The organism is Streptomyces sp. NPDC004788 (assembly GCF_053601115.1).
In genome coordinates this window covers 1-18,792 of record NZ_JBSGBF010000074.1, presented here as the reverse complement: position 1 = coordinate 18,792, position 18,792 = coordinate 1, and the positions used below count along the sequence as shown (strand labels likewise).

14 protein-coding genes are annotated in these 18,792 nt (G+C 73.5%); 11 read left to right on the top strand and 3 right to left on the bottom strand.

Annotated features, from left to right (window positions below; translation table 11 throughout):
• Window positions 1–42 precede the first annotated feature (42 nt).
• Complete coding sequence (locus ACWEJX_RS27200) at window positions 43–3,813, top strand: glycosyltransferase family 2 protein (protein ID WP_451610034.1); 3,771 nt, start codon at window positions 43–45, stop codon at window positions 3,811–3,813.
• On the top strand, window positions 3,810–5,384 hold the full coding sequence (locus ACWEJX_RS27195) for a DUF5719 family protein (RefSeq protein ID WP_451610033.1): 1,575 nt from the start codon (window positions 3,810–3,812) through the stop codon (window positions 5,382–5,384). Before ACWEJX_RS27200 ends, ACWEJX_RS27195 begins: the two co-directional genes overlap by 4 nt.
• A gap of 174 nt (window positions 5,385–5,558) precedes the next feature.
• On the opposite strand, the gene ACWEJX_RS27190 is transcribed toward ACWEJX_RS27195, so the two are convergent.
• The gene (locus ACWEJX_RS27190; protein WP_451610052.1) at window positions 5,559–5,981 is read right to left on the bottom strand and encodes a metallopeptidase family protein; all 423 of its coding nucleotides are present in this window, start codon (window positions 5,979–5,981) and stop codon (window positions 5,559–5,561) included.
• A gap of 326 nt (window positions 5,982–6,307) precedes the next feature.
• Between ACWEJX_RS27190 and ACWEJX_RS27185 the strand changes: the two genes are divergently transcribed.
• The 6 genes from ACWEJX_RS27185 to ACWEJX_RS27160 all read left to right on the top strand — a co-directional run bounded on the left by ACWEJX_RS27185 (window position 6,308) and on the right by ACWEJX_RS27160 (window position 12,783).
• Window positions 6,308–6,745, top strand: a complete 438-nt coding sequence (locus ACWEJX_RS27185) for a DUF3499 domain-containing protein (protein ID WP_451610051.1) — start codon at window positions 6,308–6,310, stop codon at window positions 6,743–6,745.
• A 102-nt stretch (window positions 6,746–6,847) separates the two neighbouring features.
• Window positions 6,848–8,215: a phosphomannomutase/phosphoglucomutase gene (locus ACWEJX_RS27180; RefSeq protein ID WP_451610032.1), complete on the top strand. Its 1,368-nt coding sequence runs from the start codon at window positions 6,848–6,850 to the stop codon at window positions 8,213–8,215.
• Between the two features lie 487 nt (window positions 8,216–8,702).
• Entirely contained in the window at window positions 8,703–8,885 is a 183-nt protein-coding gene (locus tag ACWEJX_RS27175; protein WP_356077011.1) for a Trm112 family protein, read from the top strand.
• 280 nt (window positions 8,886–9,165) lie between these two features.
• Complete coding sequence (locus ACWEJX_RS27170) at window positions 9,166–10,320, top strand: SIS domain-containing protein (RefSeq protein ID WP_451610031.1); 1,155 nt, start codon at window positions 9,166–9,168, stop codon at window positions 10,318–10,320.
• Between the two features lie 294 nt (window positions 10,321–10,614).
• Entirely contained in the window at window positions 10,615–11,766 is a 1,152-nt protein-coding gene (manA, locus tag ACWEJX_RS27165) for a mannose-6-phosphate isomerase, class I (protein ID WP_451610030.1), read from the top strand.
• Between the two features lie 81 nt (window positions 11,767–11,847).
• Window positions 11,848–12,783 carry a cation diffusion facilitator family transporter gene (locus ACWEJX_RS27160; RefSeq protein WP_451610029.1) on the top strand — a complete coding sequence of 312 codons (936 nt, stop codon included), beginning with the start codon at window positions 11,848–11,850 and terminating at the stop codon, window positions 12,781–12,783.
• Window positions 12,784–12,844: 61 nt separating this feature from the next.
• Here ACWEJX_RS27160 and lepB read toward each other — a convergent pair whose 3' ends face one another.
• Entirely contained in the window at window positions 12,845–13,504 is a 660-nt protein-coding gene (lepB, locus tag ACWEJX_RS27155) for a signal peptidase I (RefSeq protein WP_451610028.1), read from the bottom strand.
• Window positions 13,505–14,030: 526 nt separating this feature from the next.
• Here lepB and ahcY point away from each other — a divergent pair.
• Window positions 14,031–15,485, top strand: a complete 1,455-nt coding sequence (ahcY, locus tag ACWEJX_RS27150) for an adenosylhomocysteinase (protein ID WP_451610027.1) — start codon at window positions 14,031–14,033, stop codon at window positions 15,483–15,485.
• Between the two features lie 235 nt (window positions 15,486–15,720).
• Window positions 15,721–16,332 carry a hypothetical protein gene (locus ACWEJX_RS27145; RefSeq protein ID WP_451610026.1) on the top strand — a complete coding sequence of 204 codons (612 nt, stop codon included), beginning with the start codon at window positions 15,721–15,723 and terminating at the stop codon, window positions 16,330–16,332.
• 2 nt (window positions 16,333–16,334) lie between these two features.
• Here ACWEJX_RS27145 and ACWEJX_RS27140 read toward each other — a convergent pair whose 3' ends face one another.
• On the bottom strand, window positions 16,335–17,270 hold the full coding sequence (locus tag ACWEJX_RS27140) for an RDD family protein (protein ID WP_451610050.1): 936 nt from the start codon (window positions 17,268–17,270) through the stop codon (window positions 16,335–16,337).
• A 163-nt stretch (window positions 17,271–17,433) separates the two neighbouring features.
• Between ACWEJX_RS27140 and ACWEJX_RS27135 the strand changes: the two genes are divergently transcribed.
• Window positions 17,434–18,441, top strand: a complete 1,008-nt coding sequence (locus ACWEJX_RS27135) for a stage II sporulation protein M (protein WP_451610025.1) — start codon at window positions 17,434–17,436, stop codon at window positions 18,439–18,441.
• Window positions 18,442–18,792 lie beyond the last annotated feature (351 nt).

Genomic DNA, 18,792 nt, shown 5'->3' with positions numbered 1-18,792 from the left:
CGCCCCCCGCGGGCGACCCCCGGCCGGAGGGCCCGTAGCTCGATGTCCTCAACTCCTGAGTTTCCGCGACACGTCGTCACCGCCGTGCTCGTCGCCCACGACGGCGCCCGCTGGCTGCCGGACGCGCTCGCCGGGCTGCTCGCCCAGGAACGCCCCGTACAGAACGCCGTCGCCGCCGACACCGGCAGCGCCGACGACTCCGCACGGCTGCTCAGCGAGGCGCTCGGCGACGACCGCGTCCTCCACCTCGCCCGCCGCACCGGCTTCGGCGCCGCCGTCGAGGAGGCCGTGCGCACCGCGCCCGTCCTCGGGCCCGAGGAGCTCACCTACCTGAAGCGGCCCAGCAGTTGGGACCCGGTCACCAGGACCTGGCGGGACGAGAACTACGACCTGCCCGAACTCCCGCACGGCGAGCCCGTCCAGTGGCTCTGGCTGCTCCACGACGACTGCGCGCCCGAACCCGGCGCCCTCACCGAACTGCTGCGCGTCGCCGACAGCGACGAGTACGCGGCCGTCATCGGCCCCAAGCTGCGCGGCTGGTACGACCGGAAGCAGCTGCTCGAAGCCGGCGTCTCCATCGCCCGCAGCGGGCGCCGCTGGACCGGCCTCGACCGCCGCGAGCAGGACCAGGGCCAGCACGACCAGATCCGCTCCGTCCTCTCCGTCTCCAGCGCCGGCATGCTGATCCGGCGCGACGTCTTCGAGGAACTCGGCGGCTTCGACCGCCGGCTGCCCCTCATGCGCGACGACGTCGACCTGTGCTGGCGCGCCCACGCCGCCGGCCACCGCGTCCTCGTCGCCCCCGACGCCGTGCTCCGGCACGCCGAGGCGTCCGCCCGCGAGCGCCGCACCGTCGACTGCGCCGGCCGCTCCGCCGCCAACCCGCACCGCGTCGACAAGGCCGGCGCCGTCTACACGCTGCTCGCCAACACCCGCGGCGCGACCCTCCCGTACGTCTTCCTCAGGCTCGTCGTCGGCACCGTGCTCCGCACCCTCGGCTATCTCGTCGGCAAGGCCCCCGGCCAGGCCGTCGACGAGGTCATGGGCCTGCTCGCCACGCTGCTGCGCCCCGAGAAGATCCTCGCCGCGCGCCGCCGGCGCAAGAACCCGGCCGTCCCCGCGAGCGAGCTCCGCCCGCTCTTCCCGCCGCCCGGCGCCACCGTCCGCGCCGCCGCCGAGCAGTTCGCCTCCCACTTCGGCGGCTCCGACGCCGACTCCGGCGGCTCCCGGCACGGCGTGGTCGAGTCGGGCCCCGGCGGCGACGACGCCGACTTCCTGGAGATCGAGCAGTTCGCCCGGCTGAAGAAGATCGCCCGCAAGCCCGGGCCCGTCCTCTTCGCCCTCCTCCTCGTCGTCTCCCTCGTCGCCTGCCGCAACCTCTTCGGCGGCGGCTCCCTCGCCGGCGGCGCCCTGCTGCCCGCGCCCGACACCGTCTCCGGGCTCTGGTCGCGGTACGCCGACGGCTGGCACGCCATCGGCACCGGCGGCACTCAGACCGCCCCGCCCTACCTCGCCGTCCTGGCCGCGCTCTCCGCGCTGTTCCTCGGCTCGACGTCCTTCGCGCTGACCCTGCTGCTCGTCTGCTCGGTCCCGCTCGCCGGCTTCACCGCGTACTTCGCCTCCCGCGGCATCGTCGAGTCACGGCTCCTGCGCGCCTGGGCCGCCGTCGCCTACGCCTTCCTGCCCGCCGCCACCGGCGCCCTCGCCGCCGGCCGGCTCGGCACCGCCGTCCTCGCGATCCTGCTCCCGCTCATCGCCCGCGCCGCCGTCTCCTCGTACGGGCTGAACCGGCCCGGCGGCGAGCGGGGCAGCTGGCGCGCCACCTGGGCGTACACCTTCCTCCTCACCTTCGCGATGGCGTTCACGCCGGTCGTCTGGCCGCTCGCGGTCCTCCTCGGCCTCGGCGTGCTCGCGCTCCGCCGCGCCGACATCACCGCGTACGGACTGCGCTTCCTCGCCACCGTCGGCACCCCGGTCCTCGTCCTGGCCCCCTGGTCGCTCTCCCTGCTGACCAGCCCCGCCGCCTTCCTGCGCGAGGCCGGACTCGACATCCGTACGGGCACGGCCGGCGCGCTCGACCTGCTCGGCGCCAGCCCCGGCGGCCCCGGCACCACCGGCGGGTTCGTCCTCCTCGGCCTCGTGCTCGCCGCGCTCGGCGCCCTGCTGCGCGCCGAGCGGGTGCTCGCCGTCCGCGCCGCCTGGGCCGCCGCCCTCGCCGGCCTGCTCTTCGCCGTCCTCACCAACGGTGCCGGAGACGCCGGGACCGGCTGGGCCGGCCCCGCCACCCTCGTCTACGGCGCCGCGCTGCTCGCCGCCGCCATGATCGGCGCCGAGGGCGGCCGCAGCCGCGTCGCCGCCCACGGCTTCGGCTGGCGCCAGCCCGTCGCCGCGCTCGTCGCCCTCGCCTGCGCCCTCGGCCCCGTCGTGTCCGCCGCCGGCTGGATGATCGGCGGCGCCGACGGCCCGCTCACCCGCCGCGACCCGGTCCAGGTGCCCGCGTTCGTCGCCGAGGAGAGCGGCACCCGCGACCAGGCCCGCACCCTCGTCCTCGGCGGCAGCTCGCCCGGCGAGGTCGCGTACACCCTGGTCCGCGGCTCCGGCGGCCGTCTCGGCGACGCCGAACTCGCCGCCACCGGCGGCAGCGACCCGCGCCTCGACCAGGTCGTCGCCCACCTCGTGGCCGGCTCCGGAGCCGACCAGACCGAGGAGCTGAGCGGCTTCGCGATCCGCTACGTGCTGGTACGGGACGGGGCGCCGCGCTCGATGAGCCGCGTCCTCGACGCCACCCCGGGCCTCAGCCGGCTCAGCCAGCTCGACGGCAGCGCGCTGTGGCGCGTGGACCGCGAGGTCGCCCGCATCATGATCGTGCCCGGTGCGGGTGCGGGTGCGGGTGCGGGTGCGGGTGCCGGTGCTGATGCCGGTGCCGGTGCGGACGCGGGGGCCGAGGGGGGAGCCGCCGTTCAGCCGGTGGCCGTCGCCGCCGGGCCCGTCGAGGCGCACACCAAGCTCCCGGCCGGCCCCGCCGGACGCGTCCTGCGCGTCGCCGACCGCGCCGACAGCGGCTGGACCGCCACCCTCGACGGCAAGGCGCTCAAGCCCGTCACGGTCGACGGCTGGGCCCAGGGCTTCGAACTGCCCGCCGAGGGCGGCCGCCTCGACCTCACCTTCGACGACCCGATCACCCACACCGCGTGGATCTGGGCCCAGGCCGGCCTCGCGCTCGTCCTCCTCGTCCTCGCCCTGCCCGGCCGTCGCCGCGACATCGACGACGACCTGCCCGACGAGGAGATCGCCATCCCCGCCCAGGCCGCCGAGGGCGACGGCCGCCGCGCCCGCCGCCTGCGCGCCGCGGCGGAGGCAGAGGCAGCGGCGGAGGCAGCGACGGACGCGGCGGCACAGGCGCCCGAGCAGGAGGCCGCCCCGGAGCCCGTCCCCGTACCCGTACCCGTCGTGCCCGTCGTACCCGTGCCGGAGGAGCCGGAGTGGGACGACCCGTACGCCGCCGCCTCGCAGCAGGGCTACTACCAGGAGCAGTACCAGGGGCAGCAGTACGCGTACGACCCCTACGGGCAGGCGCAGTACGACCACGCGCAGTACGACGCGGAACAGTACGCGCAGCAGCAGTACGACCCCGAGCAGTACGCGCAGCAGCCGCAGTACGACCCGTACGCACAGCAGCAGCAGCAACAGCAGCAGCAACAGCAGCAGCAACAGCAGGAGCAGCAGCCGAACGGCTACGACCAGCAGCAGCCGTACGACCCCTACGACCCGTACGGCTACGGGCAGCGTCCCGACGGGAGCAGCAACCAGTGAACCGCACCACCCTCTCCCTGATCGCGGTCGCCACCGCCCTGGCCGCCGTCACCGGCGTGGCCGCCCTGACCGCCCCCGACGGCACCGCGCCGGTCGCGACCCAGCCGCCGACGCGGCTGCCCGTCGAGCGCGCCGGTCTGCTCTGCCCGGTGCCGAGCACCTCGGAGGTGGCGGAGACGGCGTACACCTCGTACACACCCGCCTCCGCGAACAAGGACACGGGACAGACGGCCGGACAGACGGGGGGACAGACGGCCGGGCAGCCGGGCGAGCAGAAGGCGGCCAAGGCCGAGTTGAAGCCCGCCAGCGCCGCCGCCCTCCCCGGCGAGGACGCGTCCACCGACGCCAAGGCGAAGAAGCCCAAGGCGCCGAAGGCCCCGCCGACCGTCACCCAGGCCGGCACCCCGGTCACCGCCGAGGCCGACGGCCCCGACGCGCCCGCTCTGATCGGCACGGCGAGCGGCGCCCTCGCACCGGGCTGGACCGTCCAGCAGACCACCGTCGTCGCGGCCGGCGGCGCCCGTGGCCTGCTCGGCGTCAGCTGCACCGCCCCGGACACCGACTTCTGGTTCCCGGCCGCGTCCACGGCCAAGAACCGCCAGGACTACGTGCACCTCACCAACCCCGACGACGGCGCGGCCGTCGCCGACATCGAGCTGTACGGCCCCGACGGCGTCCTGAAGTCCCAGGTCACCGAGGGCATTCCGGTCCCCGCGCACTCCAGCGTCCCGGTGCTGCTCCCCACCCTCACCGCCGACCCGGCCCAGCAGGACGTCACCGTCCACGTGACCACCCGCAGCGGCCGCGTCGGCGCCGTCGTCGGCGTCGCCGACGAGAAGGCGGGCAGCGACTGGCTCCCGGCCTCCGCCGACCCGGCCGGCACCGCCGTCCTGCCCGGCATCCCGGCCGACGCGACCTCGGTCCGGCTCGTGGCGTACACACCGGGCGACGACGACGCCGACCTGAAGGTCCAGCTGGTCACCCCGACCGGCACGATCGTCCCGGCCGGCGCGGGCACCCTGCACGTCAAGTCCGGCATGACCGCCGCCCTCGACCTGCCCGACCTCACGCGCGGCGAGCCCGGCTCGCTGCTGCTGACCCCGACCGACCCGAAGAAGCCCACGCCGGTCGTGGCCGCCGTCAGGGTCGCACGCGGCAAGGGCGACAAGCAGGAGGTCGCCTTCATCCCGGCCACCGCCGCCATCGAGGGCCGCGCGTCCGTCGCCGACAACCGCGCCAAGGGCGCCACTCTCGTCCTGACCGCCCCCGCCGCGAGCGCCGAGGTCCGGATCACCGCCTCGGCCGGCTCCGGCGGCGGCACCCCGGTCACCAAGACGGTCACGGTCAAGGGAGGCACCACGCTCTCCATGGACGCGCCCGTCCCCGACGGTCTCAAGGGCTCCTACGCGATCACCGTCGAACGCCTCTCGGGCGGCCCGGTGCACGCCTCGCGCACGCTGGCGCTGCCGCAGGACGACATCCCGATGTTCACGGTCCAGCCGCTCGTCGACGACCGAGGCACGGTGCGGGTGCCGAAGGCGCGCCAGGACCTGACGGTGCTCGACGACTGAGCCGGCCCTGAGCCCGGCGTCTGGGCCGGGCGTCTGAGCCTAGCCTCTGAGCTCGGCGTCTGTGCCTGGCCTCTGTGCCTGGCGTCTGAGCCCGGCGTCTGAGCCTGGCCTCTGAGCTCGGCGTCTGAGCCCGGCGTCCGTGCCCGGCCTCTGTACCCGACTCGTCGGAGACGGTCAGTCCTGGCCGTACCGCGGGTCGACCGACTCGGGGGAGAGGCCGAGCAGATCGGCCACCTGCTCGACGACGACCTCGTGGACGAGCAGGGCCCGCTCGTCGCGGCCCTTCGAGCGGATCTCGACCGGCCTGCGGTAGACGACCACGCGGGCCGGCTCGTTCTTCTCCGCGGGGGTCGAGCCGCCCAGCGGCACGACCGGCTCGCCCGGCACCGCCGGAGGGACCTCCATCACCAGGAACTCCACGTCCGCGAGCTGCGGCCAGCGCCGCTCCAGACGCTCCACCGAGTCCAGGACCAGATCGCGGAAGGTGTCCGCGCGGCTCGCGGACAGCGGGACCTGCGGCGGGGCGACCGGCCCCCGCATGCCCCGGCCGTGGCGGTCACGGCGCCGCACGCGCGGTACGGGACCGGTGCTGTCCATGCTCTCGGTGGTGTCCGTCACTGACGCAGCGTAACTCTCTCCGGTGGTTCGGGACCGGTGCAAAGCGGCCGGAACGGTGGCGTGCGTCCGTCACGGCTGTCGGAAGCTGTCGGAAGGCGATCGTTCCGGCCGGACAACGGGCCGATTCACCGCCCCGGTCGGATCGGCCATCTGGCCGTCCATGACCGGATTTCTCCCCCTGCCTGTCCGGATCCCGACCCGCCCCGGCCCTCGTATCCCCGCCGTATCCCGGCGCTCCCGCAGGTCAGAAGGGCCCTCCCGAACGGCCTCGTGGCGGACGTCACACCGCGACACGGTGGAGTGACCTGGGGGAGAGTCGTCGCGGCCCGCTCAAGAGTGCGGTACCGTCCAACGTCGTGAGCCCTGTACGTCGCTGTTCGCGCACCGCGTGCGGCCGCCCTGCCGTCGCGACACTGACGTACGTCTATGCCGACTCGACTGCGGTCCTCGGCCCGCTCGCCACCTACGCCGAGCCCCACTGCTACGACCTGTGCGCCGAGCACAGCGAGCGCCTGACCGCCCCGCGCGGCTGGGAGGTCGTGCGGCTCTCCGACGGCAACGCCCCTACCCGCCCGAGCGGCGACGACCTCGAAGCCCTCGCCAACGCGGTACGGGAGGCGGCCCGCCCCCAGGAACGCGCGGCGGAGGCCGGCGGCAAGGGCGTCCCGGGCGGCCGGAGCGGCGACCCGATGGAGGTCGGCCGCCGGGGACACCTTCGGGTGCTCCGTTCCCCCGAAAACTGATCAAGGCCCCCTTCCGGGTAGTTTGGGCCCCGCGCATTCCGCGTCCTCCACGTCGCGGGTCGCGCGAGCCGAGACATACCGAGACCTCAGGAGGGTTGGTCCGTGGCTGCTGCTGATCTGTCGCAGATCGTGAAGGCGTACGACGTCCGCGGGGTGGTGCCGGATCAGTGGGACGAGACCCTGGCGGAGCTCTTCGGCGCCGCGTTCGTACGGGTCGTGGACGCCGAGGCCGTCGTCATCGGCCACGACATGCGCCCCTCGTCGCCCGGTCTCGCCGCCGCCTTCGCGCGTGGCGCGGCCCGCCTCGGCGCCGACGTCACCATGATCGGGCTCTGCTCCACCGACCAGCTGTACTTCGCCTCCGGGCAGCTCGGCCTGCCGGGCGCGATGTTCACCGCCTCGCACAACCCGGCCCAGTACAACGGCATCAAGATGTGCCGCGCCGGCGCCGCCCCGGTCGGCCAGGACACCGGCCTCTCCGACATCCGCGCGCTCGCCGAGCAGTGGACGGAGCAGGGCGCGCCCGAGCCGGCCGAGAGGCCGGGCACCGTCAGCGAGCGCGACACGCTCAAGGACTACGCGGCCCACCTGCTCTCCCTCGTGGACCTCGCCTCCATCCGCCCGCTCAAGGTCGTCGTCGACGCCGGCAACGGCATGGGCGGCCACACCGTGCCCACCGTCTTCGCGGGCCTGCCGCTCGACGTCGTCCCGATGTACTTCGAGCTCGACGGCACCTTCCCGAACCACGAGGCCAACCCGCTCGACCCGAAGAACATCGTCGACCTCCAGGCCCGCGTCCGCGCCGAGGGCGCCGACCTCGGTCTCGCCTTCGACGGCGACGCCGACCGCTGCTTCGTCGTCGACGAGAACGGCGACCCGGTCTCCCCGTCCGCGATCACCGCGCTCGTCGCGGCGCGCGAACTCGCCAAGCACGGCGGCAGCGGCACGATCATCCACAACCTGATCACCTCCTGGTCCGTCCCGGAGGTCGTCCGCGAGCACGGCGGCACGCCGGTGCGGACGCGCGTCGGCCACTCCTTCATCAAGGAGGAGATGGCGAAGACCGGCGCCATCTTCGGCGGCGAGCACTCCGCCCACTACTACTTCAAGGACTTCTGGAACGCGGACACCGGCATGCTCGCCGCGCTCCACGTCCTCGCGGCCCTCGGCGGCCAGGACGGGCCGCTCTCCGCCCTGGTCTCCTCCTACGACCGCTACGCCTCCTCCGGCGAGATCAACTCCACCGTCGCCGACCAGGCCGCCAGCCTCACCGCCGTGCGCACCGCCTTCGCCTCCCGCGACGGCGTCACCCTCGACGACCTCGACGGCCTCACGGTCACCGCCACCGACTGGTGGTTCAACCTCCGCGCCTCCAACACGGAACCCCTCCTCCGCCTGAACGTGGAGGCCCGCGACGAGGCGACGATGGAGCGGGTACGCGACGAGGCCCTGGCCCTGATCCGAGCCTGAGCCGAAGGAGCCGTGGGGCGGGGCCGGCCCGGGCGCGCTGGGATGTCGCCCACTCCGCCCCCCCGGCCCCCCGTGCGGGCAATCGTCCCGCTGGGGCGGGACGGGTGGGCACACGGGACGGCGCCCTTGCGGGCGCGTTCCGCTCCTGGGCCTCTGGGCCTACGCCGCCCCCGCGCACGCGGCGCTCACCGCGCCGCCCGCCGGGGTGGAGGTCACCGCGCCGCCCCCGCGCACGCCGCACTCACCGCGCCGCCCGCCCGGTGGACGTCACCGGCGGGCGCCGCGCTCCTCGGGCCGGCCACGCCGACGACACACAACACGTCGCCCCCCGTTTCCCGCTCCGCCCACGTCTCGCCCTCTCTCCGCCACAAAAGCCCCGCAACGTAACCAGCGGCGCCCCGCCCCGCATCAAGGGCGCTGCCCGCGGCCCGGCGGTAGGCTGACCTGGCCCGAAGACCGTCCGTACCGCTCCCCGAAGGGACCGCCCATGCCGCTCGAAGCCGGCCTCCTGGAGATCCTGGCCTGCCCGGCCTGCCACGCCCCGCTGAACGACCGTTCCGCGGAGGAGACCCCGGAGCTCGTCTGCACCTCCGCCGACTGCGGTCTCGCGTACCCGGTCCGCGACGGCATCCCGGTCCTGCTCGTCGACGAGGCGCGCCGCCCCGAGTAGCCCGTATGCCCGTGCACGGCCCCTACGCCCGTACGTCGTACGCGACTCGTACGACGTACGCGACGCGCACGCCATAGGCGACCCGTACGCGACGCGTAGGCGACCCGCACGCGACCCGTACGACGGGGAAGTCCCTGATGAGGGGACCTCGACGAGAGAACTCGACGAGGAGACCTCTGGGGGCCGTCTCCCCGGGGGCGACCCTCGGGGGACAGACCACGCGGCACCCCGGCCGACCACCGGCCGAGGGTCCCGCCACCGACGACCGGAGGCCCGCCACATGCTCGACGAGACCCTCCTCGACGCACCGGAAGCCCTCGCCCTCGCCGACCACCGCGGCCTGCTGCGCGGCGCCGCCGAGGCGGGCGCGCGGGTACGGACCGCCGCCCGGCACGCCGCCGAGGCCGGCGTCGCGGAGCTCCGCCCGGACGGCCGCCCCCGCGCGGTCCTCGTCGCGGGCCCCGGCACCGCCGCCGCCGGTGTCGCCGACCTGGTCGGCGCCCTCGCGGGCGCGGCCGCCCCGGTGATCCGGCTGCAGCCGACGGGCGTCGCCGCGGCCGCCGGTGCGCTGCGCTGGGCGCTGCCCGGCTGGGCGGGCTCGGTCGACCTGCTCCTCGTACCGACGACCGACGGCTCCGAGCCTGGCCTCACCCTCCTCGTCGAGCAGGCTTACCGCCGCGGCATCACCGCCGTCGCCGTCGCCCCGAAGGGCTCACCGCTCGCCGAGTCCATGGGCGGCTCCCGCGGTCTGTTCGTACCGCTGGCGATGGCCCCGCACGAGGCGCCGGACGAGTACGGCGAGTCGCTGGCCGCGAGCCCGGGCGCGCTGTGGGCGCTGTTCACGCCGCTGCTCGCGCTGCTCGACCGGGTCGGCCTCCTTGAGGCCCCGCCGGACGCGCTGGAGCAGGTCGCCGAACGCCTGGACCGGATGGCGGAGCGCTGCGGCCCTGCCATCGCCACGTACAGCAACCCGGCGAAGACCCTCGCCGCCGAGCTCGCCGACACCCTGCCGCTCGTCTGGACCGAGGGCGAGGCGGCGGGGCCGGCCGGCCGCCGGTTCGCCGCGGTCCTCGCCGAGCTGGCCGGCCTGCCCGCGCTCGCCGCGGAGCTGCCGGAGGCGCTGCCCGCCCACGGCATGCTGCTGACCGGCGACTACGCGGCGGGCGCCGACCCCGACGACTTCTTCCGCGACCGCGTCGAGGAGCCGCAGGCCCTGCACACCAGGGTCGTACTGCTGCGCGACCGGCCCGCCGAGGGCAACCCGCTCAGCGCCGCGCCCGCCGCCCGCGAGCTCGCCCTCGGCCACGACACGGCCATCAGCGAGGTGGAGCCGGAGGAGGGCAGCGCGCTGGAGACGCTGGCCGAGCTGCTCGCCGTCACCGACTTCGCCGCCGTGTACCTGTCCCTCGCCTCCTCGGGCCTCTCCGCCGAGTAACCGAGCAAGCCCTCCGCCGAGTGACCGAACAGCGGAACAACCGAACAACCAGGCAAAGCCCGGACGCCCGAGTCCGAACAACCAAGCAAGCCCGGACTCCCGAGTCCGAACAACCGAACAACCGCACCGCACGCATGACACCCGACGCGCGAAGCCACCCCACCCCACCCCGCACCACGACCGCGCGCCGCCCCCGCACGTCCTGAGCCGCCCCTCCGGCCCCTCACCGCCCCCACTCACCCCGCCCCCACGTCCATCACCGCACCCACCGCACTGAAAAGAGCTGGAAGCCCCATGGACCGCCTCGTCAACACCGTGCGCCCCTACGCCTGGGGTTCCACGACGGCCATCCCGGAACTGCTCGGCGTCGCCCCCACCGGCGAGCCCCAGGCCGAGATGTGGATGGGAGCCCACCCCGGCGCCCCCTCCCGCACCGACCGCGGTCCGCTCAACGAGCTCATCGACGCCGACCCGGTACGCGAACTCGGCCCGGCCACCGTCGAGAAGTTCGGCCCGCACCTCCCGTTCCTCTTCAAGATCCTCGCCGCCGGCGCCCCGCTCTCCCTCCAGGTCCACCCCGACCTCGCCCAGGCGCGCGCCGGGTTCGCCGCCGAGGAGGCCACGGGGCTGCCGGTCGACGACCCGCGGCGCAACTACAGGGACGCCAACCACAAGCCCGAACTCATCTGCGCGCTCACCGAGTTCCACGGCCTGTGCGGCTTCCGCGACCCCGTCGAGGCCGCCGACACGATGGCCGCGCTCGGCGTGGACGCGCTCAAGCCGTACGTCGACGTGCTGCACGCCCACCCCGAGGAGGCGGCCCTCCGCGAGGTCCTCACCGCGCTGCTCACGGCCGACCCCGCCGAGATCGCCCACACCGTCGCCGAGGCCGCGCACGCCGCCGCCCGCCTCGGCGGCGCCCACGCCCCGTACGCCCAGATCGCCCACCACTACCCGAGCGACCCCGGCGTCCTCGCCGCCATGCTGCTCAACCTGGTCACGCTCCAGCCGGGCGAGGCGCTCTACCTCGGCGCGGGCGTGCCGCACGCCTACCTCGACGGCCTCGCCGTCGAGATCATGGCCAACTCCGACAACGTGCTGCGCTGCGGCCTCACCCCCAAGCACGTCGACGTCCCCGAACTGCTGCGGGTCGTCCACTTCGAGCCGCGCGAGCCGGGCATCCTGCGGCCGGAGGCGTCGGTGACGGGCGAGGAGCTGTACGACACCCCGGTCGACGAGTTCCGCCTCTCCCGCTACGTACGGGCCGAGGGCGCCGCCCCGACCGACCTCACCACCCCCACTCCCCAGATCCTGCTCGCGACCGCGGGCCGGCCCTCCGTCGGTGACCTGACCCTCGGTCCGGGCGAATCGGTCTTCGTCCCGGCGGGCGAAAAGACCGAACTGTCCGGTACGGGAACGGTTTTCCGTGCCACTGTGGTGGCCTGATGCAACAATGACCGGCCGTACCACCGTGGTCACACCGTGCGCGGTACGGCCGGAGCATCGACGAAGGGAAGACGAGGACCCATGAGCGCGTCAGGCGGAACCAAGGCGATCGTGGCGGCACTCGCCGCCAATCTCGCGATCGCCGCAGCGAAGTTCGTGGCGTTCGTGTTCAGCGGCTCGTCCTCGATGCTCGCCGAGGCCGTCCACTCGCTGGCCGACTCCGGCAACCAGGGCCTGCTCCTCCTCGGCGGCAAGCGCGCCCAGCGCGAGGCCACCCCGCAGCACCCGTTCGGCTACGGCCGCGAGCGCTACATCTACGCCTTCCTCGTCTCCATCGTGCTGTTCTCGGTCGGTGGCATGTTCGCCATCTACGAGGGCTACGAGAAGATCAAGCACCCGCATCCGATCGAGGCCTGGTACTGGCCGGTCGGCGTCCTCGTCTTCGCGATCATCGCGGAGTCCTTCTCCTTCCGCACCGCGATCAAGGAGTCGAACGAACTGCGCGGCGACCAGTCCTGGACGGACTTCATCCGCCGGGCGAAGGCCCCCGAGCTCCCCGTCGTCCTCCTGGAGGACTTCGGCGCCCTCATCGGTCTCGTGCTCGCCCTCGGCGGCGTCGGCCTGGCGCTGGCCACCGACAACGGCGTCTGGGACGGCATCGGCACCGTCTGCATCGGTGTCCTCCTCGTCCTCATCGCGATCGTCCTCGCCGCCGAGACCAAGTCGCTGCTGCTCGGCGAGGCCGCGGGCACCGAAGAGGTGAAGAAGATCGAGGACGCGATCGTCGACGGCGAGACGGTCACCCGCCTCATCCACATGCGCACCCTCCACCTCGGCCCGGAGGAGCTGCTCGTCGCGGCCAAGATCGCCGTCCGCCACGACGACACCGCCGCCGAGGTCGCCCGCGCCATCGACGCGGCCGAGGTCCGCATCCGCGCGGCCGTCCCGATCGCCCGGGTCATCTACCTGGAGCCGGACATCTACAGCGAGAAGGCGGCCCGGTCGAAGAGCGCCTGACCGCCCGACGAGAGGCCCCGGACCAACTGGTCCGGGGCCTCTCGTCATGTTCGGTCGTCCGTCAGGCGGGTACGTACGGAGAGGCCGGCGGCACCGCCGTGCGCCGCGCCCGCCCGGCCAGCCACCCACCGAGCCCGAGCCCGGCCCCGACGACCAGCACCACGCCGCCGCCGAAGGCCCCGGCGATGGCGCCGACCGCGCCCAGCGGACTGTCCGCCACCCGCTCCTTCACGGCCGAGACGGGGACCGTCCCGCCCGGCGACGTGTCCTGGTGGTGGCGCGAGTCCAGCGAGTTGCCCCGGTTGTCGCCGAGCAGGAACAGCCGTCCCTCCGGCACCTTCACGTCGAAGCCCGGCGCGCCACCGATCGGGTCGCCGTGGAGGACGTACGGCTCCGCGAGCGGCTTCCCGTTGACGTACACGGCCCTCTCGTCGGACGTCACCCGGTCCCCGCCGACCCCGATCACCCGCTTCACCGACAGCCCCTCACGGATGCCCCACTCGGGCACCGAGACGAGGACGACGTCCCCGCGCCGCACCTCCGACGGCTCGATCCGCTCGGCGAAGAGCCGGTCCCCGGGCCCGTACGTCGGCCGCATCGAGTCGCTCGGCACCGTGTGGCCGGGATACGCGCTCCGCAGCCACAGGCCCCCGGCGACCAGCAGCGCGCCCAGCGGCACCAGCACCCACCCCGCGACCCGCAGCCCTCGTCCCGGTCTCATCACTCGACCCCTCCCGTCGCACCCGCACGAATCCGGCCCGCACCCTATCCACGAGGCCCCGCGCCCCGCGCCCCGCGCCCAGGAGGGGCGGAGGGCCGCGCACCCTCTGTCGAGCCCCGCTCCGGCCAGTCCCCGGCCGGCCGCCCGCCAGTCCCCGGCCGGTCGGCCGCCAGTCCCCGGCCGGTCGGCCGCCAGCCTCCCTCCCGTCGGCCGCCCGTCACCAACCCGTCACCAACCCGCTTCCCAGCCCGTCTCCGGCCCGCCTGCGGCCCGTCTGTGGCCGGTCTTCGAGCCGGGGCGGACTGTGGGCCGCTGCGCCGATCGGTGTAGATTCGTGACCAGCCAGACGTCGCTGCTGATGGCGGTCGGGCGGTCCGCACACGGGCCGGCCGAGGGAGAGAGGGCCTCCGACGACTGCACCGCGGGAGCACCGGGCATTCGTATGCCCGCGTCGTCGCCTGACAGCCGCGGTGCCAGGCGCCCAGTCGACCCTCGAAACCCGATTTCACGAGGAGCAGCTCCAGTCATGACGACTGCCACCACGCAGGACTTCAAGGTCGCCGACCTGTCGCTGGCCGAGTTCGGCCGCAAGGAGATCACCCTCGCCGAGCACGAGATGCCCGGCCTGATGTCCATCCGTCGCGAGTACGCGGACCAGCAGCCGCTGGCCGGCGCCCGCATCACCGGCTCGCTGCACATGACCGTGCAGACCGCCGTCCTCATCGAGACCCTGGTCGCCCTCGGCGCCGAGGTCCGCTGGGCCTCCTGCAACATCTTCTCCACCCAGGACCACGCCGCCGCGGCCATCGCCGTCGGCCCGAACGGCACCGCGGACAACCCGCAGGGTGTCCCGGTCTTCGCCTGGAAGGGCGAGACCCTGGAGGAGTACTGGTGGTGCACCGAGCAGGCCCTCACCTGGCCGAACACGCCCACCGGCGGCCCGAACATGATCCTCGACGACGGTGGTGACGCCACCCTCCTCGTCCACAAGGGCGTCGAGTTCGAGAAGGCCGGCTCCGCCCCGGACCCGTCCACCGCGGACAGCGAGGAGTACGGCTACATCCTCCGTCTCCTCAACCGCACCCTGGCCGAGAACCCGCAGAAGTGGACCCAGCTGGCGTCCGAGATCCGTGGCGTGACGGAGGAGACCACCACCGGTGTCCACCGCCTCTACGAGATGCAGCAGGCCGGCTCCCTGCTCTTCCCGGCGATCAACGTGAACGACGCCGTCACCAAGTCGAAGTTCGACAACAAGTACGGCTGCCGCCACTCCCTCATCGACGGCATCAACCGCGCCACCGACGTCCTCATCGGCGGCAAGACCGCCGTCGTCTGCGGCTACGGCGACGTCGGCAAGGGCTGCGCCGAGTCCCTCCGCGGCCAGGGCGCCCGCGTCATCGTCACCGAGATCGACCCCATCTGCGCCCTCCAGGCCGCGATGGACGGCTACCAGGTGACGACGCTCGAGGACGTCGTCGAGACCGCCGACATCTTCATCACCACCACGGGCAACAAGGACATCATCATGGCGTCCGACATCGCCCGCATGAAGCACCAGGCGATCGTCGGCAACATCGGCCACTTCGACAACGAGATCGACATGGCCGGCCTGGCCGCGATCCCGGGCATCGTCAAGGACGAGGTCAAGCCGCAGGTCCACACCTGGACCTTCCCCGACGGCAAGGTCGTCATCGTCCTGTCCGAGGGCCGTCTGCTGAACCTCGGCAACGCGACCGGCCACCCGTCGTTCGTGATGTCGAACTCCTTCGCGGACCAGACCCTGGCCCAGATCGAGCTCTTCGCCAAGACCGCCGAGTACCCGGTCGGCGTCTACACGCTGCCGAAGCACCTCGACGAGAAGGTCGCCCGCCTCCACCTCGACGCCCTCGGCGTCAAGCTGACGACCCTCCGCCCCGAGCAGGCCGCGTACATCGGCGTCTCGGTCGAGGGCCCGTACAAGCCGGACCACTACCGCTACTGATCCCACGACCGGCGGGTGACAGCCCCGGGCGAAAGCCCACTGACACCCACCCGTCGCAGGACTCCGTGACGGAAAAGGCAGGCCCCCGCACCCCCGTGCCGGGGGCCTGCCTCGTCTCATGACCGCGACAGCCGCTCGCAGAACCCGCGCGCAGCAGCAGCTCGCAGCAGCAGCTCGCAGTACCTGTCGCGACAACCGCTCGCGACTACCGCTCCAGGAAGCACCCCGAGGACCCATGCCCCGCGGCCGCTATTCGCTCCATGATCCGCACGATCACACCCCCCTCGGTGAAGAGCACTTCAACTGCGCGCCCGGGCCCTCCGGCTGGCGCTACGTCTCACAGCTCACCAACCCCTCCGGCGAGCCCACCGGCTCCGTCGACCTGGCCATCGACGAACTCGGCCGCCCCATCCGCCTCGAACTCCACGCCGCGAACTGGCAAGTCCGCGGCGCCGCCCTCGACGGCGTCACATGGGTCCGTACCGACCCCACCGGAACCCATGCCACCGAAGGCAATGTGCGCGCCCACGCCTTCACCGGCACGTCCCCGGCATTCCTCGTCGCGATCTCCCGACTCCTGCGCCTCACCCCCGATTCCCCGGAGACCCGCGTCCGGCTCGTCGCCTTCACGGATCCCGTCCTCGCCCCCCTGACGGTCGACCAGTCCTGGGCCCTGGTGAACAGTGAAGCGCACGCCACTGACAACGGCCCCCTGATCGTGGACGAGTACCAGGTCAGCGCCCTGGACACGGGGGAGCAGCACACCATTCACATCGCCGGCGACGTGGTCCTCGCGGCCCCCGGCATCGAACTCGAAGAGCTCGACACCCCGCCGAACGTCCTCTGAGCTCAGGCGGGCGGCGCGAACCCGGTCGCGGGCCGCTCGGGAGCGACGGGCGCCTCGACGACGGGCGCCTCGACGACTGGCGCCTGAACGACAGGCGGCGAGACAGGCACCGGAGACAGAGGGGCGGGAGACGCGGGCGCAGGAGCCAGGGGGTCGGGCGCCGGGGCGGGAGCCCCTCCCACCCCCGCCGGCCGGCCCGCCGGCGGCGCGAACACCCGGCGCGCGTCCCGCGCCTGCCGCTCGGCCACCACGCCCGCCAGATACGCGGCGGCCGGCACCCCCGGCGGCGGAGGCGTCCCCGTCCGGGCCACCAGCTCGTCCGCGAGTCGTTCCGCCAACCGCTGCCCGACCGCCGGGTCGAGCTGCCGCATCCGCATCAGGTACTGACGTATCTCCAGCCACAGCGCATCCGGCACCGCCGACAGGTCGAGCCCCGCGAACCGCCCCACCAGCCACGCCGGCGGAGGCGGCACCACCAGGCCCGCCGCCGGCGCCACCCGCTCGCGGACCACCAGCGTTCCCGCGAACACGTCACCGAGCCGTCGCCCACGCTCCGACACCAGCGACGCGATGCACGCGACCGCCCCGAAGGTCATCAGGATCTCCACGACCCCCATCGCCCCGCGCATCAGCGCGTGCCGGAACCGGATCGGCCCGCCGTCGTCCCGCACCACCCGCAGCCCGCACGCCAGCTTCCCCAGAGACCGCCCGTGCGACAGCGTCTCCACCGCGATCGGCGCCCCGACCAGGACCAGCAGGAACGACACGATCGACAGGGCCATCGCCGCCGCCTCGTCGAGCGACGCCGTGGCGACCGCGAGCCCGAGACCGATCAGCAGATACGCGGCCCACACCACGACCAGATCGATCAGCAGCGCCAGCGCCCGGCTCGGCAGCCGTGCCGGCTGCAGCCCCAGATAGACGGCATCCCCCGTCACCACCCCGCTCACGGCGCCCCACCCTTCGTCACCCAGCCGAACCCCGTCCGAACGCCAGTCTGCCAAGCTGACCCGCAGCGCGCCGCAGTACTCAGAACCCGTACCACGCATCCGTACGCCCCGTACGACCCGTACGCACCCGTGCCTGGAGCAGCAGCCGATCATGGACCTGGACGTCTTCGTCACCGCCCACCGAGCCGAGTGGGACCGCCTCGACCACCTGCTCCGCCGCGGCCGCCGGCTCACCGGCGCCGAGGCCGACGAGCTCGTCGCCCTCTACCAGCGCACCGCCACCCACCTCTCCCTCATCCAGTCCAGCGCGCCCGACCCGATGCTCACGGCCCGGCTCACCCAGCTCGTCGCCCGTGCCCGTGCCACGGTCACCGGCACCCGCCGCGCCTCCTGGCGGGACGCGGTCACCTTCCTGACCGCCGGTTTCCCGGCCGCCGTCTACCGCTCGCGCCACTGGTGGATCCCGACCGCCGTCCTCTCCACGCTCCTCGCGGCCCTGATCGGCTGGTGGATCGGCACCCACCCGGAGGTCCAGTCCGCCCTCGGCGCCTCCGCCTCGTTGCGCGAGATGACCCGTCCCGGCGGCCAGTACGAGACCTACTACTCCAGCCACCCGGCGGCGTCCTTCTCCGCCCAGGTCTGGACGAACAACGCCCGGGCCGCCGCCACCTGCCTGGTCCTCGGCGCCTTCCTCGGCATCCCGGTGCTGATGATCCTCTTCGCCAACATGCTGAACCTGGGCATCGGCATAGGACTGATGACCTCCGCCGGCCGCCTCGACGTCTTCCTCGGCCTCGTCCTGCCGCACGGCCTCCTCGAACTCACCGCGGTCTTCGTCGCCGCCGGCACCGGCCTCCGCCTCGGCTGGACCCTCATCGACCCGGGCCCCACCACCCGCCGCGCCGCCCTCGCCCAGCAGGGCCGCGCCGCCATCGGCATGGCCATCGGCCTCGCCCTGGTCCTCTTCGTCTCCGGCCTGATCGAAGGCTTCGTCACCCCCTCCGACCTGCCCACCTGGGCGCGCATCGGCATCGGCATCGCCGCTGAGCTGGCATTTCTCGCGTACGTCTATGTCCTCGGCGGCCGCGCGGCACGCGCCGGCGACACGGGCGACGTCGATGAGCCCGACCGCGCGGCCGAGCTGCCCACCGCCGCCTGATGTGCGGAGCACACCGCTGACCTGCTAGTCTCCTCTTCGCCCACAAAACCTGTTGACACGGGTCGCGTGGGGAGGTAGATTCAAACGGTTGCCCGGGGAGCTGGACAAGCTCCTGGCGGCGGAGATAGAATCTCTCTCGCTCCAGTCGGAGCCATCCCGATTCCTTATCCGAATCACGAAGTCGCCGATTAGGTCGACGGAAATGAATCTGATAAAGTCGGAAAGCGCCGGAAGGGCCCGGAAAGACGAAAGTCGAAAAGGGACCGGAAAGCACCGAGGAAATCGGATCGGAAAGATCTGATAGAGTCGGAAACGAAGGAAGCGCCCGGAGGAAAGCCCGCGAGGGTGAGT

Coding starts and splice junctions, on each gene's coding strand:
- ahcY (WP_451610027.1), top strand. CDS start 14,031: ATGACGACTGCCACCACGCAGGACTTCAAGGTCGCCGACCTGTCGCTG.
- lepB (WP_451610028.1), bottom strand. CDS start 13,504: ATGAGACCGGGACGAGGGCTGCGGGTCGCGGGGTGGGTGCTGGTGCCG.
- ACWEJX_RS27170 (WP_451610031.1), top strand. CDS start 9,166: ATGCTCGACGAGACCCTCCTCGACGCACCGGAAGCCCTCGCCCTCGCC.
- manA (WP_451610030.1), top strand. CDS start 10,615: ATGGACCGCCTCGTCAACACCGTGCGCCCCTACGCCTGGGGTTCCACG.
- ACWEJX_RS27160 (WP_451610029.1), top strand. CDS start 11,848: ATGAGCGCGTCAGGCGGAACCAAGGCGATCGTGGCGGCACTCGCCGCC.
- ACWEJX_RS27175 (WP_356077011.1), top strand. CDS start 8,703: ATGCCGCTCGAAGCCGGCCTCCTGGAGATCCTGGCCTGCCCGGCCTGC.
- ACWEJX_RS27135 (WP_451610025.1), top strand. CDS start 17,434: ATGGACCTGGACGTCTTCGTCACCGCCCACCGAGCCGAGTGGGACCGC.
- ACWEJX_RS27200 (WP_451610034.1), top strand. CDS start 43: ATGTCCTCAACTCCTGAGTTTCCGCGACACGTCGTCACCGCCGTGCTC.
- ACWEJX_RS27145 (WP_451610026.1), top strand. CDS start 15,721: ATGCCCCGCGGCCGCTATTCGCTCCATGATCCGCACGATCACACCCCC.
- ACWEJX_RS27190 (WP_451610052.1), bottom strand. CDS start 5,981: ATGGACAGCACCGGTCCCGTACCGCGCGTGCGGCGCCGTGACCGCCAC.